Annotated in this window: 16 protein-coding genes; 5 read left to right on the top strand and 11 right to left on the bottom strand. The window is 35.3% G+C overall.

Features of this window, described 5'->3' with window-relative positions:
• Position 1: 1 nt before the first annotated feature.
• From KI430_RS06380 to KI430_RS06370, 3 genes are all read right to left on the bottom strand, one after another.
• Positions 2-190 (bottom strand): hypothetical protein, encoded by a 189-nt coding sequence (locus KI430_RS06380; RefSeq protein ID WP_248877420.1) that lies wholly within the window; start codon positions 188-190, stop codon positions 2-4.
• 13 nt (positions 191-203) lie between these two features.
• Positions 204-764: a helix-turn-helix domain-containing protein gene (locus tag KI430_RS06375; protein ID WP_248877419.1), complete on the bottom strand. Its 561-nt coding sequence runs from the start codon at positions 762-764 to the stop codon at positions 204-206.
• Positions 765-841: 77 nt separating this feature from the next.
• Positions 842-2272, bottom strand: a complete 1431-nt coding sequence (locus KI430_RS06370; protein WP_248877418.1) for a T9SS type A sorting domain-containing protein — start codon at positions 2270-2272, stop codon at positions 842-844.
• A gap of 80 nt (positions 2273-2352) precedes the next feature.
• Here KI430_RS06370 and KI430_RS06365 point away from each other — a divergent pair, with 80 nt between their 5' ends.
• Positions 2353-3213 (top strand): aldo/keto reductase family oxidoreductase, encoded by an 861-nt coding sequence (locus KI430_RS06365; RefSeq protein WP_248877417.1) that lies wholly within the window; start codon positions 2353-2355, stop codon positions 3211-3213.
• 164 nt (positions 3214-3377) lie between these two features.
• On the top strand, positions 3378-3710 hold the full coding sequence (locus KI430_RS06360; protein ID WP_248877416.1) for an RNA recognition motif domain-containing protein: 333 nt from the start codon (positions 3378-3380) through the stop codon (positions 3708-3710).
• 48 nt (positions 3711-3758) lie between these two features.
• Here the strand turns inward: KI430_RS06360 and KI430_RS06355 are convergent, their stop codons facing one another.
• Genes KI430_RS06355 through KI430_RS06345 form a run of 3 tightly spaced genes read right to left on the bottom strand, consistent with a single transcriptional unit; the run spans position 3759 to position 6672 of the window.
• Complete coding sequence (locus KI430_RS06355; protein WP_248877415.1) at positions 3759-5555, bottom strand: DUF4153 domain-containing protein; 1797 nt, start codon at positions 5553-5555, stop codon at positions 3759-3761.
• Positions 5556-5581: 26 nt separating this feature from the next.
• On the bottom strand, positions 5582-6061 hold the full coding sequence (locus KI430_RS06350; RefSeq protein WP_248877414.1) for a BlaI/MecI/CopY family transcriptional regulator: 480 nt from the start codon (positions 6059-6061) through the stop codon (positions 5582-5584).
• Between the two features lie 11 nt (positions 6062-6072).
• Positions 6073-6672 (bottom strand): ABC transporter permease, encoded by a 600-nt coding sequence (locus KI430_RS06345; RefSeq protein ID WP_248877413.1) that lies wholly within the window; start codon positions 6670-6672, stop codon positions 6073-6075.
• A 206-nt stretch (positions 6673-6878) separates the two neighbouring features.
• Between KI430_RS06345 and pdhA the strand changes: the two genes are divergently transcribed.
• The 3 genes from pdhA (at position 6879) to KI430_RS06330 (ending at position 10712) form a co-directional block, all read left to right on the top strand.
• Positions 6879-7883: a pyruvate dehydrogenase (acetyl-transferring) E1 component subunit alpha gene (gene pdhA / locus KI430_RS06340; RefSeq protein ID WP_248877412.1), complete on the top strand. Its 1005-nt coding sequence runs from the start codon at positions 6879-6881 to the stop codon at positions 7881-7883.
• 87 nt (positions 7884-7970) lie between these two features.
• The gene (locus KI430_RS06335) at positions 7971-9596 is read left to right on the top strand and encodes a pyruvate dehydrogenase complex dihydrolipoamide acetyltransferase (RefSeq protein ID WP_248877411.1); all 1626 of its coding nucleotides are present in this window, start codon (positions 7971-7973) and stop codon (positions 9594-9596) included.
• 378 nt (positions 9597-9974) lie between these two features.
• Positions 9975-10712, top strand: a complete 738-nt coding sequence (locus KI430_RS06330; protein ID WP_248877410.1) for a DUF2490 domain-containing protein — start codon at positions 9975-9977, stop codon at positions 10710-10712.
• Positions 10713-10791: 79 nt separating this feature from the next.
• On the opposite strand, the gene KI430_RS06325 is transcribed toward KI430_RS06330, so the two are convergent.
• The 5 genes from KI430_RS06325 to KI430_RS06305 form a co-directional block, all read right to left on the bottom strand.
• Positions 10792-11238, bottom strand: a complete 447-nt coding sequence (locus tag KI430_RS06325; protein WP_120214548.1) for a phosphohydrolase — start codon at positions 11236-11238, stop codon at positions 10792-10794.
• Between the two features lie 83 nt (positions 11239-11321).
• Positions 11322-11471 (bottom strand): hypothetical protein, encoded by a 150-nt coding sequence (locus KI430_RS06320; protein WP_248877409.1) that lies wholly within the window; start codon positions 11469-11471, stop codon positions 11322-11324.
• A gap of 5 nt (positions 11472-11476) precedes the next feature.
• The gene (locus tag KI430_RS06315; RefSeq protein ID WP_248877408.1) at positions 11477-12073 is read right to left on the bottom strand and encodes an NAD(P)H-dependent oxidoreductase; all 597 of its coding nucleotides are present in this window, start codon (positions 12071-12073) and stop codon (positions 11477-11479) included.
• A 100-nt stretch (positions 12074-12173) separates the two neighbouring features.
• Positions 12174-12854 carry an AraC family transcriptional regulator gene (locus KI430_RS06310; protein ID WP_248877407.1) on the bottom strand — a complete coding sequence of 227 codons (681 nt, stop codon included), beginning with the start codon at positions 12852-12854 and terminating at the stop codon, positions 12174-12176.
• Positions 12855-13097: 243 nt separating this feature from the next.
• Complete coding sequence (locus KI430_RS06305) at positions 13098-15578, bottom strand: FtsK/SpoIIIE family DNA translocase (protein ID WP_248877406.1); 2481 nt, start codon at positions 15576-15578, stop codon at positions 13098-13100.
• Positions 15579-15742 lie beyond the last annotated feature (164 nt).

The raw sequence follows: 15742 nt of genomic DNA, 5'->3' as shown, positions 1-15742 counted from the left end.
TTTATCTGAAAATAAAATAAAGAATTAAACCAATTAAACCAAAAATCAATACGTAAGTCTGAATGATTCTTCCTTCATTCATTGGATTGTTCTCAGTTTTCCTTTTTTCTTTTTCTCGTTTTAAAATTAAATAAAGAATAAAAACTGGAACTAATAAAACCAATGCATATTCATAATCGCTATTTATCATACCATTTTTATTATCAAACCTTATCCAGCGCAATCCGCTTTTTCTCCTTAGAATTCAAAAACTGAGTAGGAGAGAAGCCTGTGATTTTCTTGAACTGATTAGAAAGATGTTGAACACTTTTGTAACCCAATTTTTGGGAAATTTCTGTCAAATTAAATTCTTTATAAAGCAGCAATTCTTTGACCTTTTCAATCTTTTGAAGAATGAAGTATTGCTCCAACGTCACGTTTTCATTCTGAGAAAAAAGCTTGGAAATAGAACTGTAATCTCTGTGTAATCCGGAACTCAAGAATTCTGACAAAATAAAATTGTCATCCAAATCTTCATCCGAAATTTTCTGAATAATCAAGTTTTTGACTTTCTCTATTTGTTTTTTAGAAGAATCTTCCAGAATTTCAAATCCAGTTGATTTGAGTTTCAAGTTCAAGGTTTGAAGTTCTTTGTCAGAAATCTCATTTTTGGTTTCAACTTCGCCTAATGAAATTTGATTGATGTCAATTTTCAAATCCTCCAATATCGATTCCACCGCAGCAATGCAGCGGTTACAAACCATATTTTTGATAGCAATTTTCATCTCACGAATTTAATGGAAATTTTAATCAAAAAAAAGCACCACGATTTGTGATGCTTTCTAAGATTTATTTAGATTAATTATTTAATAATCAGTTTAGTATTTGATTTTTGACCTTCAGATTGTTGCGTGATGATATAAACACCAGATTGTAGATTGGTATTGATTTCATTTCTGCCTTTATTAACAATAGAAGAAAAAACAACTTTTCCGCTAATATCTTGTATCACGATGTTTCCAGCATTTTCAGTTTCAAGAAAGAAATGGTTTTTACTTGGATTAGGGTAAACACTCAGTTTAGATTTATAAACGTCCGAAACTGCCAAAGTTTCTGCGCAATTGTATGGTTTAAAATTGATAGTATTAGCAGTCTGGCTTCCGATAACGGCAAGAACCATCGCATCATTGGATAGTTCATTTTCTCTCCAGCAGTTGCCTACAGCGTTTACAATATTAGTCGTATTATTGAAAAGTGCAACAGTATTACCGTTGTTGACATTATTTTTGAAAATATTATTGCCAGGGCTTTCTTCCGTGCCTAGTTTCACAGTCGCATTATTCAACAAAGTGATTCCCCAAAGATTCCCTCTGATTTCATTCTCAGCAATTACAACGTCTTTAGCGCTGGAAATTGAAATTCCGCTGCCGCCAAGGTTTGGATCATTCTGGGTATTGTTGTTCTCAATAATATTATTTCTGATGACTCCGGAAGAAGTAGAGCCATAGGAAGTGATACCATATCGGTTGTCTCTTATAGTGTTACCTTCTATACGGAATTTGTTCACACCACCAGTCAAAGCAGAAGCAGAAATACCGCCAACCATAATTTTTGTACGGTCTCCAATGATTGTATTATTGATGATTTTCAGAGAATCTGAACCGCCTGGTCCCATATTGATTTGAGGCGTATTGCTGTTATCTGTTACGTTTCCAGAAATGTAATTGTTGATAAATGTGGCAGAAACTGTAGCATTTGCAGCGGAGCCAAAAGCAGCTTTTCTGTTTTCTATGAATTGAGAATTGCTAACAACCGGGCTACCTTTAGAAAAACCAAGAGCGCCACTTGTGGAAACGCCACCGTGATTTTTATAAACAATACAATTGTCCATTAGGAAATTAGCCGTTAAAACTCGGATTCCACCAGCATAATCTACTCTTGTATTTCGCATCTCTACGACAGATCCGTCTTCAAAACGAATTCCTTTAAATGGAAAACCAGAATCTACAGAGTTGATTAAAAAATTGGTTGCTGTAGTTTTATATTCGCCAAAGACATAAAGTGTTTTATCACTATTCACACTCAAGGTTGTATTCTGGTCGATAATCAGTTTATCAGTTGCAGAAATGGTGATGTCATCCATCATCATATAAAAAGTACCTTTATCCTGCAAAACTGTGGGTGCAGCTGCAGAAAGACTGGCCAGTGTATAGGTTGTTCCATTGTTTGGAGTTGTGAATTGCGCATTGATAAAACCACAACACATCACAAATAATAATGTAAATTTCTTCATAAGACTTCAAATTTTTTAAGAATCAAATTTATATAATGTATTTTATTTTTTACATAATATATTTGTGAAAATTTATTAGTATGTTTTCAGAAATTATCGCTGGCACAATGCGTTGGGGGATTTGGGGAGCTAATCACTCCGAAAAAGATGTTCAGAAATTGATAGAAGTTTGTCTGGAAGAAAATATCACGACATTTGATCATGCTGATATTTACGGCGGTCATACCACAGAAGAACTTTTTGGCAATGCCTGGAAAGAAATGAATATTGATAGAGAAAAAGTTCAGTTTATTTCCAAATGTGGGATTGTAATGAATTCTGAAAAGAAACCCTCTGCTCTCAAATATTATAATTACGATTCTAATTATATTCAAAATTGTGTTGATGAGAGCCTTTCTAATTTAAAAACAGGTTACTTGGATGTTTTACTATTACATCGTCCATCGCTTCTGATGAATCCTGAGGAAGTCGCCAATACATTTCAAATTCTGAAAGACAATGGGAAGGTGAAACATTTTGGTGTCAGTAATTTTTCGGTCTCTCAATTTGAATTAATTAATCAATATTTTCCATTAGTTACCAATCAGATTGAAGTTTCTGTTAATCAGATTTCAGCTTTCAATGATGGAACTTTGGATCAAATGATGATAAAAGGATTGAGGCCAACCGCTTGGTCTGTTTTAGGTAATTATTTTTCTAAAAAATCTGAGCAAAATATCAGATTAAAAAACATAATCAAAGATCTTTGCCAGAAATACAATGCAGAAGAAAACCAGATATTGTTAGCCTTCCTTCTGAAGCATCCGTCGAGAATAATTCCGGTTATTGGTACTTCTAAAGCAGAAACCATTCGCGAGCTTAAAAAATCATTATTGATTGATTTGGAAACAATAGACTGGTTCAGAATTTTGGAAGCAAACCGTGGAGTAGAGGTGGATTGAGCTTTTGTATATTAATTTTTAAATTTAATAAAGAAGTTATTGATTATTCAAAAATAATCGTACCTTGCACCAAATTATATTTGAAATCAATAATCTTCATTTTGTTGTTTTTCCTTATCTATAATTTTAAAACAACAATTTTTTATAACTTAATTTTTTTTAAAATGAACATTTTTGTTTCAAACATCAATTACGCAACTAAGGATTATCAGTTGCAAGAATTATTCGAAGAATTTGGGGAAGTATCTTCTGCAAAGATTATCACTGACAGAGACACTGGGAGATCAAAAGGATTTGGTTTCGTAGAAATGGGTGATGCTGAAGGCAAACAAGCTGTTGAGGCATTAAACCAAAAAGAATTGAACGGAAAAATTCTTAACGTAACAGAAGCAAGACCAAGAGAAGAGAAGCCAAGAAGATCTTTTGATAACAACCGTGGCGGTGGCTACGGAGGTGGAGATAGAGGCGGAAACCGTGGAGGTGGAAACCGTTGGTAATCTTACAATTGGAAAAAATAGAAGCGATCAAATTTTGATCGCTTTTTTTTATTTTTTTCGGATTAGCAAGTAAGCATCATCATAACTTACATTTGGATAAGTATTGCTCCTGTATTGTTCTATTGAAAAACTTCCTAGGATCATTTTCAGATGATAATTGCCAAGATCGGCTTCCGTAGAAATCTCCGGAACGTTGACTTTGCCAGCTTTTCCTCTGTATTTTTTAAACAAATCTTTTATTAATGAAGAAAAATCAGCTTCTTCATCAGAATTTAAAATGACTTTGAACTGAGGGTTTTCATCAGTAACTCTGTCATAGATTTCAAAATTATCATTACCAATTTTTTTATCACTATGATTGTATCTGTTGAAATATAAAACGTAATCATAATCTTTTACCTCGATGATTTTTTTGTCAGATATCACTTCTAATCTGTCATAATCAGAATCGTATTTAGTCGTTTTCTTGATATTAGAAAAACTATAATAAATATCAGAATTGGCGCTCCAGAAATTGTTTTCATTAATGTTTTTGGCAAGGTCTTTACTTTTTTTAGTGTCAATTAAATTTAGTAAAAAATCTTTGTCATTTCTCTTGATAAGAAACACGAACTCGTTTCCGATTTTTGTCACAACGCTGTCTGCAACCGGTTTTTTGAAGTTGATTTTTTGGTTCGGGGTTAATAATTTGTTATCAGTCAAAACCTTCATCAATTGATTTTCTTGACTTCTTTTAGCCACCGAAAATGTATTGAAATAAGGAAAAATCAAAGAAAATAATCCAAAAACAAAAAGACTGATTGGGATGAATTTGATATTCTGATTTTTATTAAAGATAAAATATAACATCACAGTTACCAGCCAAATGGAAAGAAGTAAAACGTAATATCTTGGTTCGGTATATCCGTATTCCAAAATCCTTGTGAAAATTGCTGTGAATAACAAAATCAATAAAGGAATCAAGGTAAAATAAAAAATCTTGGAGAACATCTTAACCCACGATTTTGCAGAATTTTCTTTCAAAGGATGAACCAATAAAATGGCTAAAATCCCAACGATAGAGTATGCGAGAACCAGATACGAAACCCAACCACGAGGCAGTTCCCAATTCAACAGAATTTTTCCCGAATAGAAATATAAGATGACAACATATATTATAAGGAGAGGAATAAGAATGTATTGTGTAAAAAACTTCAGAACAACAGGATAAGTGCCCTCTTTTTCAAGATATTCTAATCCTTTTTCATCAAATAATAAAAAGATGAGACTGCTCCCGAAAATGGCTAATAAGTAAAATACTCTGAGATAAATTTTATCATTAAAATTAAAATCAAAAAGCTGGTCTACTGCAACGATGGCTAATTCTACACCGCCAGTCAAAACGCCCGTGAAAACCGCTGTAAGGAAAATATTGATGAAAAGATTCTTGTTGTATTGCCAAAAATCCATTTCGGTTTTCTTCCTGAAAAATGCAGCAAATGAAACAAAAAGATGAGATAAAATATAAGTTGGAACGAGCAAAAATGCATAAACCTCTGTAAAGTCTTTCTCTAATTTTGGTAAAATAAAATAGAGGAGAATAAGAAAAACAATTCCGCCAAGTTCCAATAATAACTGTTTTCCGATTCTTTGTGAAAGTATTTTCAGGCCAAACATTAATGAAATCCCAAGACAGAAAACTAAAGTGAATTTAGTTAAAGTGAAAACCTTTTCGCTGGTTCGGAAGTTTTCTTCAGCAATGAACATCAGGCAAACTGAAGCCGATAATGCCATCAGCAAAACCAAAGGATATTGCCGAATTGCATACAAAGCCTTCCCGAATATTTCGTTTAATTTTTGAATCATTTGGTTGAGTTTTTAATTAAGAGATTTTACTTCTTCTTATCTTTTTTCTTCTTTTTGTCCTTCTCCTTTTTCTTGGTTTTTTTATCGCTGGTTATTTCTTTGATAAAATTCTGAATATGATTGTCCTGCTCTGGCTTTTTTGATGCGAAAACCGTTCTTGATTTGATTAAATTCTCAAAGTCTGCTGAAGTTATTAATTCCTCATCCAATAAAACATTGAAAAGTTCGCCTCCGGAATTGTTAAAATAATTTTCTAAAAACCTTTTCAATACAAATTTTCGGTATTCTACAAATTCTACAGCAGGTCTGTAAAGATAAATTCTGCCTTGCTTTTCCGTCGACAAATAATGTTTTTCGACAAGAATTTTCAGGAACGTGGAAACTGTATTTTGATGAGGTTTTGGTTCTGGAAAAATATCCATCAATTCTCGAAAGTAGATTTCTCCCTTGTTCCAAATGAGCTGCATAATTTCTTCTTCAGAAGGCGTTAAAGATTGTAGTATCATAAAAGTTTAGATTAAAAAATAATAGCTTTTACCATTATAAGGTAAATTAAAGATACAAATATGGCGATTGATGCACCAGAAAAAACTTCTTTCGGTGTGTGTCTTTTCAAAATAATTCTTGTAATTCCGATGATGATCGACAATATAAACCAAAAAATTCCAATCGCAGGTTCTATTGCAAAAAACAAAGCTGCTACATAAATATTAAGACTTGTATGCATCGAACTTTTGATGAAAAAATTACTGGCTTGCATTAATATTAATAAGATGCAGAGCATAAAAATCGTCCAGTCCATTTCCTTGTGCAGATAAAAATCAACTCCTAAGAAAATAACGGTTGCGATAATAATAAAAATGTAAAGTGAGTGACGTTGCTTCCGGTTAGAAACGTCCATATTGGTATAATTCCCGTTTTTTACATTCCTGTAAATCCAGATGGCAATGGGAATAATCAGCAAGAGTAAAATTGGGAGAAATTTCTTCGAGGCTTCTTCCCAAGTATAATTTTTATAACTGTAATAAAAAAAGTAAATAACCAATGAAACCAAAGGGTTGAAGAAATTCGAAATCACTTTCGAGATAGAGATAATAGCAGGGTTTTTGATTTCCATTCATAAAAATTTCGATTTCAATATACAAAAATTATTAATTTGCAAAAACGAATAGAATTGAATTAACTTCAATGACTGCGCAAACGATTGCGTAATTTTCTATATTAATTATACTTAATGATTTCTATTCTTTAAAAAATATGATAATATGCATACAATAGAGAAAGATTTTTTTTCTTATTTTTGCTACATATTTCGAAATTACAATGAAAGAATTTTCTAAAGAAGTCTACCTTAAATGGTATGAAGAAATGACGATGTGGAGAAGGTTTGAAGACAAATGCCGTTCTCTTTATTTAAAACAAAAAATCAGAGGTTTTTTACATTTATATAACGGTCAGGAGGCAATTCCTGCAGGTTTTACCCACGCAATGGACATGTCGAAGGACAGTATGATTACGGCATACAGATGCCACATCCATCCAATGGCAATGGGCGTTGACCCGAAAAGAATTATGGCAGAACTTTGTGGAAAAGCAACTGGAACATCTCAGGGTATGGGAGGTTCTATGCACATTTTCAGCAAAGAGCACCGTTTCTATGGAGGTCACGGTATTGTAGGTGGTCAGATTCCTTTGGGAGCTGGTATTGCTTTCGCAGACAAATATTTTGACAGAAAAGCAGTGAACATTTGTTTTATGGGAGATGGTGCAGTACGTCAAGGTTCGCTTCACGAGACTTTCAATATGGCAATGAACTGGAAACTTCCTGTAGTTTTCGTTTGTGAGAACAACGGTTATGCGATGGGAACTTCTGTTAAGAGAACGGCTAATCACGAAGATATCTATAAATTAGGATTAGGATACGAGATGCCTTGTCTTCCTGTAGATGCGATGGATCCGGAGAAAGTAGCAGAAGCGGCTTACGAGGCTATCGAAAGAGCAAGAAGAGGAGACGGACCAACTTTCATCGAGGCTAGAACTTACCGTTACAGAGGTCACTCTATGTCAGATGCTGAGCCTTACAGAAGCAAGGACGAAGTAGCACAATACAAGTTAGAAGATCCAATCGAGATTGTGAAAAGCAGAATCTTGGAAAACAAATGGGCTACTGAACAAGAGTTGGAAGCTATGGATGAGAAATCTAGAGAGTTTGTGGAAGAGTGTGTAGAGTTTATGGAAAATTCTCCATATCCGGATGCAAATCTTCTTTACGATTATGTATATTCTACTCCGGATTATCCATTCATCAACAAGTTAGAAAATAATTAATAACGATTTGATGATGTGAAGATAGGTTGATTTGTTTTAACTAATTCTCACCGCATCATCTCATTATCAAATTAACACATAAAAATTATGGCAGAAGTAATTACGATGCCCCGTTTGTCTGATACGATGACGGAAGGCAAAGTTTCAAAATGGCACAAAAAAGTAGGCGACGCTGTAAAAGAAGGCGATATCCTTGCAGAAATCGAAACTGATAAAGCAGTTCAGGATTTCGAATCCGAAATTAACGGAACGCTTTTATATGTCGGTGTAGAAGAAGGTGCACAAGCTCCTGTAGATTCGGTTTTGGCAATTATCGGTAAAGAAGGAGAAGATATTTCTAGTCTTATCGGTGGTGGTGCAGCAAAAACTGAAGAAAAGAAATCTGAAGAAGAAACTAAAACTCAAGGCGAATCTACATCTGTAGAAACTGCTGATGAAGGTGCTGGTTCAGCTGATATTCCTGACGGTGTAGAAGTGATCACAATGCCTCGTCTTTCTGATACAATGACGGAAGGTAAAGTGGCTAAATGGCAAAAGAACGTTGGCGATGCTGTGAAAGAAGGTGATATCCTTGCAGAAATCGAAACCGATAAAGCGGTTCAGGATTTCGAATCAGAATTCAACGGAACATTATTATACCAAGGTGTTAGCGAAGGCGATGCAGCAGAAGTGGATAAAATTTTAGCAATCATTGGTCCAGCAGGAACAGATGTTTCTGGTGTCGTTTCCGGAGGTGGCAAAAAAGCTGCTGCTCCAAAAACTGAAACTAAGGCTGAAACCAAAGCAGAAGAGAAACAAGAGTCTGCACCAGTTGCAGCTTCTTCTACTGGCGATAGAGTGGCTATTTCTCCATTAGCTAAGAAAATTGCTCAGGATAAAGGAATTGATTTTTCCGGAATCAAAGGTTCTGGTGAAAACGGTAGAATCGTGAAGAAAGATGTTGAAAACTATCAGCCTTCTGCACAACCAGCCGCTGCGGCATCTGCTCCAAAAGCAGTATCTGCACAGCCAAGTGTAGCATTCACGCCGGGTGAAGATTCTGAAACGCCAAACTCTCAGATGAGAAACATCATCGCAAAGAGATTGGCAGAAAGTAAATTCACTGCGCCACATTACTATTTGACGGTTGAAATCAATATGGATAAAGCCATCGAAGCTAGAAAAGAGATGAACAGCGTTCCGGATACGAAAGTATCTTTCAACGATATGGTTATCAAAGCGGTTGCAGTAGCATTGAGAAAACATCCACAAGTTAATTCTTCTTGGGCTGGCGATAAAATAGTTCACCACGGAAATATCAACGTTGGTGTAGCAGTGGCGGTTCCAGACGGATTAGTGGTTCCTGTATTGAAAAATACAGATTATATGAACTATAACGAGATTTCTGCAGCAGTGAAGGATATGGCTGGAAGAGCTAAAACCAAAGCGCTTAAAGCTAACGAAATGGAAGGTTCTACTTTCTCTGTTTCTAATCTTGGAATGTTCGGAATCGAGACTTTCACTTCAATCATTAATCAACCGAATTCTGCGATCTTATCTGTAGGAGCGATTATTGAAAAACCAATTGTGAAAAACGGACAAATCGTTGTTGGAAATACAATGAAGTTGTCTTTGGCTTGTGACCACAGAGTAATCGATGGGGCAACAGGAGCTCAGTTCTTGCAAACGTTGAGAACTTACCTGGAAAGTCCGTTGACGCTTTTATTAGGATAGAATAATATATTCGAAATATTTATAAAACCTTTCAATTCTGTTGAAAGGTTTTTTTGTGATTTAATTTGGGCAGCTATTTCCGCCTTCCGCTCCCAATCTTTTCACTCCACTACGTTGCGTAAAAAGGATTTCCGCTCAAGTCGGGCTGCGTAAGATTCTGTGTTGAAAGTTACTTTAGATTGTGTAAATGTTGCGTAAGGGATGGTAACGGATATCCTTTTTGTCTTATGGAATAATGCTATTGGATGTGATATGTTCTGGACAAAAAGATAGTATTGGACAGCCCGACCCGCTTGTTTTTGCTGAACTGGAAATGTTGATTTTAGTGATTAATGCTCATAAGCAAAAACAAAGGGTTACGCCCAAAAAATTATTATTATGAATGTTGTATTTGATTATCTTTGCATCGTGAAAAAGCTTGGTTTTGTATTTCTGTTTTTATGTGTTTTTGCGTTGGGGCAGGATCACCTTTCTGGTTTTAATATGATGTCTTTTACGTATAAGATGGATCCGAAATGGATGGCTTATGTGGAACTCCAAACCAGAGCCAGACGTGATTATACAGTCATTGATTACTATGAGACCAAGGGCGGGATTGGTTATAATCTGAATAAAAATAATCAGGCATTTGTTGGGCTTGGAAGATATGGAACTTATGAGAAAATGAAGATTTCTCAGGAGGAATTCAGACTATGGCTGCAATATACTTTCACGCAAAGATTTGGAAGGCTTAAGCTAGATCACAGAGGTAGGGCAGAACACCGGTTTTTCTATGCGAGTCAAACTGGAGAACATACAGAAGCGAACCGATTCCGTTACAGACTGAGCGCAACTTTACCAATCAACAAACCAAAAGTTCAGGAAGAAACTTTCTTTATGAATGCTTTTGAAGAATTATTCTTTGGTCCGAAAGACCCGAATTTTAAACGAAACCGGACTTTTGCGGGTTTTGGTTATCAGTTCAATCATACATTGTCTGCAACCACGGGTTATATGTTCCAGAGAGAATTTTCCACCAAAGGCAATGATAATTTTCACTTTCTTTATTTTGCGCTCAACTTCACCATCGATGGAACGGATGACGAGAAGGATATTGTGATTCCTATGGTGGATTAGAAAACTCTCGCAGATTTAGCAGATAAAGCAAATTTAAAATCTGCTGAATTAGCTAGATCTGCGAGAGAAAGTTTTTAGACTAATATTTCTCAGACAGATAGAGATAAGCTTTTAGATATTTGTTGAAGCGTTTCAAATCTTTTTCCTGCAGCAGTTCTGTGCATCTTGTTAAGTCCATATTATCTCTTAAGTCATTCAATTTTACAGCAATTGCAAGCGGACTTTTTTCAATTCTTGCAATAAAGGCATCATAATCCAGATGCTCTTCTTCTCTTTTTGTAAGACATTCGATGGCTTCAAGAATGTGTTCAGGAAAGCCTTTTTCTCGCAGATATTCTATTGGATAATCTGGATTGTCTTCTACAACATCGTGAAGAATCCCGACGATCTTTTCATCGATGGTTTTGCCGGCATTCATTACTCGGAAAACGTGTCCCAGATATGGTGCGTCGTATTTGTCGGTTTGCTTTTTATGGGCTTTGGTAGCGATTTTTATGGCCTTGTTGAGGAGTTCGTGGGTGGACATTTATTATAAAAGTTTAAACGAAATTATGAAAAGAAAATGAAAAGATGGCGTGAAAAACTCAGTTTTTCACGCCGTTTTTAAATTTAATCCCAATCCATAAATTCTTCATAAACAATATATGAAATGGCTATGAAAAAAGCATACTTCAGAATTTTCTTCACTATTTTATAACTTCCGAAAAGAATCGGATTATAAACAGATTTGTCGAATGGTTTGTTTGTTGATTTTTCCATTTTTTTTAATTTTTAATTGTGGTAGAATTTGATTTAAATGATTTTATGATTTGTTGTTTCCAGTCTTCAATGATTTCAAAGTTTGCTTTGTCAGCCTTATCAAAGAAGAAATGCTGATTGATTTCAAGTCCGCAATAGGTGAAAACACCTTTGTCAGATGTTAAGGAAAGAGCTTTGTCCATTCCGATGCTTTCATACTCGGCTCTGGATTTTCCGTGAGTGTTGATAATAGTTGTCTGTTTACCTGTAAGAAGCCCTTTTTGCACGCCCTGATCATAACGGTATGCAAAACCATAACTGAAAACCCGGTCTATAAATCCTTTCATAACAGCAGGCATCCCTGTCCACCAAATTGGATAGATGAACGTAATATGCTCTGCCCAAGAAATGTAATTTTGTTCCTCTGTTACATCTTCCGCAACTTTTCCCATCCGCTGTCCTTCCATATCTTCCAGCGACAGAATGGGATTAAAATTAAGTTGATTCAAATCGCGGATAATAACTTCGTGTCCGTTATCCCATAAAAACTCAGCAAGAGTCTGTTTGAATTGGCTGTTGATGCTGTTTGGATTGGGATGAGCATAAATGATTAAATGTTTCATTGTCCTATTTTTTATTTTGATAGGACAAAAGTAGAGCGGTGCAAGTTGCTAAAATTGTAAGAAAACGAAATTGATCTTTTTGATTTAGAGATATAAATTCTTATTCCTCTTTTGGATTGCAGATATCCTGTTGGAATTTGAGGTAATTTTTAGGACTTAGACTGATGTAGTATTTAAAGTCGTGAATCAATTGGCTTTGGTCGTAATAGCCACATTCATCAACTATTTCAAACCAATCAATTTTTTTTGATATCGAAATTGAATCTTGAATAAGTCTGATGGATTTTACAAAACGTGAATATCGATTGATTTCTCTGGAAGTATATCCCAGATGCTTTTTTTGATTGAGTTGTATGTTTCTTTCGGTTTGATTTTGCTGGCTTGCGATTGATTTGATTGGATTTAAGTTTTCATCTGTAAAGTTTATCAGTTTCTCTACAATGCTATTTCTCTGTTTCAAATAAGGTTTGCAAAAATCAAGAAGATAATTGATACGGTTTTCAGTACTTTCTATTTTATTGAGTTCCATCCACAAAAAGGTAAAGCAATTTTTTTCTAACAAATCATCCGGGTTAATAGGAAAATGTTCAGCCATAGATGTACTGCCGAAGAAACGAAAAAAAGCATCATCTTTGAAATTGGCGACCAAAATTTCTGAATTGGGAGGTAAAGAATAGTCGAAAGATTGTTTTATCGGCCCCAAAACGATACATCTGTCAATCTCAATAGCGTTGTTATTTTTTGAATGAAGTATTGACTTTGCACCAAAATCAAATATCAAAATTGTCTGAAAGGATGGGAGCAATGTTCAGGTAATGGTTTCTCCTAATTTATTTTCTGCGAAGTAAAAATGAGTGAAAATATCTTCATAGTCCGTGGGAACAGCTATTCTGAAATTTCGGTATTTTTCTTCATTTTCTGACATTCGATTTCAAATTCCTGGTGAAATTATATTCAAAAATAATCAAAACAAATAAAAAAGCACCAAGTAATCTTGGCGCTTTTAATATCAAATTTATTTAAATTATCTTCCTTTTAGCTCATCCAATAGTCTCTCGAGAGAGTTAAGGTCAGAAATCAAAACCTCTCTCGCTTTTGCACCATTGAACCCACCAACCACGCCAGCCGCCTCCAATTGGTCCATAATTCTTCCGGCTCTGTTGTAGCCTAATTTCAATTGTCTTTGCAACATAGAAGTCGAACCTTGCTGTGTAGAAACCACGATTCTTGCACCTTCTTCAAACAAAGCATCTTTCTCGTTGGGGTCAAAAGCGCCGACTGTTGAAGTAGAATCTTCTCCGGAATATTCTGGCAGAAGGTAAGCATCAGAATAACCTTTTTGCTCGCCAACGAATTCTGCAATTCTCTCAACTTCCGGCGTATCCACAAAAGCACACTGTAAACGCGTCAAATCATTGCCATTGAAATAAAGCATATCTCCCTTACCAACCAACTGCTCTGCACCAGGCGAATCCAAAATCGTTTTGGAATCCACTCCGGAAATTACACGGAAAGCAACCCTTGCTGGAAAATTCGCTTTGATCATACCTGTGATTACGTTTACAGAAGGTCTTTGTGTTGCAACAATTAAATGAATTCCAATCGCTCTCGCTAATTGCGCCAGTCTCGCGATCGGATGTTCTACTTCTTTTCCGGCAGTCATAATCAAATCTGCAAATTCGTCCACAACCAGAACGATATAAGGCAGGTATCTGTGACCATTTTCAGGATTCAGTTTTCTTTGAGCAAATTTCGCATTGTACTCTTTGATGTTTTTACAGAACGCATTTTTCAGCAATTCATAACGGTCATCCATCTCGATACAAAGCGAGTTCAATGTGTTGATTACTTTTGCGTTATCTGTAATAATCGCATCTTCTGTATCAGGCAATTTTGCTAAATAATGTCTTTCAATTTTTGAATAAAGTGATAATTCCACCTTTTTCGGGTCAACCATCACAAACTTCAATTCGCTTGGGTGCTTTTTATAAATCAATGAAGTCAGAATTGCATTGATACCAACAGATTTTCCTTGTCCTGTTGCTCCAGCCATCAAAAGGTGAGGCATTTTCGCAAGGTCAGCTACGAACACTTCGTTGGAAATTGTTCGCCCAAAAACGATTGGCAAATCCATATCTGCTGATTGAAATTTCGGCGAAGCTACAACCGAACGCATCGAAACCATTGTTGGATTTTTTCTTGGAACCTCGATTCCGATTGTTCCTTTTCCCGGCATTGGTGCGATGATCCTGATTCCAAGTGCGGAAAGATTCAAAGCAATATCATCCTGTAATTTTTTAATTGCTGCAACACGGATTCCTGCTTCCGGTACAATTTCGTAAAGTGTAACCGTTGGACCAATTGTCGCTTTGATTTCAGAAATTCCAACGTTAAAGGTTTTCAATAAGCCAACAATTCTGTTTTTATTTTCTTCGAGTTCATCTTTATTAATGGTGATTTCCTCGTTTCCGTAATCTTTCAGTAATTCAACAGAAGGCATTTGAAATTTTGCCAAATCCAATTTGTGGTCATACAAACCGTGTTTGCTAACCAAATCATCTGATTTTTGTTGTTCAGCAGTTACAGGAAAATCTTCGTCTTTTTTAATTTCTACATTGAAAGCAAAATCATCTTCAGCTTTTACAACCGGAGTTTCAATAACTGGCTTATGTGGCTGAGCTGGAGTAGAAGATAATATAATTGGTTCAGGAGCAGATTCTTTAATCGGTTCTTTGATTTCTTCTCTGAAAGATGTTTGATTCGGCGTTTTGATTGGTTCAAAGTCCTGAGTGACTTTGATATTGCTAAAATCATTGTTAGTTTTAACTGGATTTGATTTAGCAGAAATATTTTCAGGAACAATTTCTTTTTCCAGCTCTTCATCCGCTTCAAATTCATCGTCAGAATCCGGCATCAGACTTTTCAGTTTCCCGAAAGTATTATCATTAATGTCATTCAGTTTATTTTTGATTGAGCTTGGTCTCAGGTTAAATTCTAAAACAAAATAAAGGGCAAAACTTACCAAAAGAACCATCCAAAGTCCAACAGAACCGATATAGGATTTAAGATAATCCATAATCTGATAACCATAAACACCACCGAGAACGCCTTCGCCATTGGTTACTGCACCAAAGAAAATCGGAGTCCAGCAAATGAAAAATAAACTGTGTGAAATAGTTTTCCAAGGTTTGAAATAATTCTTCTTGAAAACCAACGTTCCAAAAACAAAACACAAAAATGCGACAACAAAAGCTGCTACACCAATACTTTCAAAAATAAAAAGATTCCCCAACCAATCTCCGATTTTCCCAAAAAGATTGGAAGATTCTACAGTTTTGTCTGACATTGTTCCGGCTTGGCTCTGGTCAGACTTCCAATTCATCAGATAAGAAACGAAGGAAAGTGTCAAAACTAAAGATAAAATTATCAGTGTGACACCCGAAATGATTCTCGGCTTCGAAATGATTTTACTTGAGTTGGAGGGCGTATTTTGTTCTTTGTTCATTTTCAAAAATAGTCAATAGATGCAAATTTAATGTTTTTTATTTCTCACATAAATTGTTGAGAGTTATTTTTATTTTTTCTTAAAATTATATGAGTTTTTAGCATTCTAATTATCAGTTTGAAAAGCCTTATTAAGAACGTTTCAAAATAACGTTTCAAGCTTTT

The sequence above is a fragment of the Epilithonimonas zeae genome, assembly GCF_023278365.1.
In the GTDB taxonomy this organism is placed as follows: domain Bacteria; phylum Bacteroidota; class Bacteroidia; order Flavobacteriales; family Weeksellaceae; genus Epilithonimonas; species Epilithonimonas zeae_A.
This window is presented reverse-complemented; position numbering and strand designations above follow the sequence as displayed.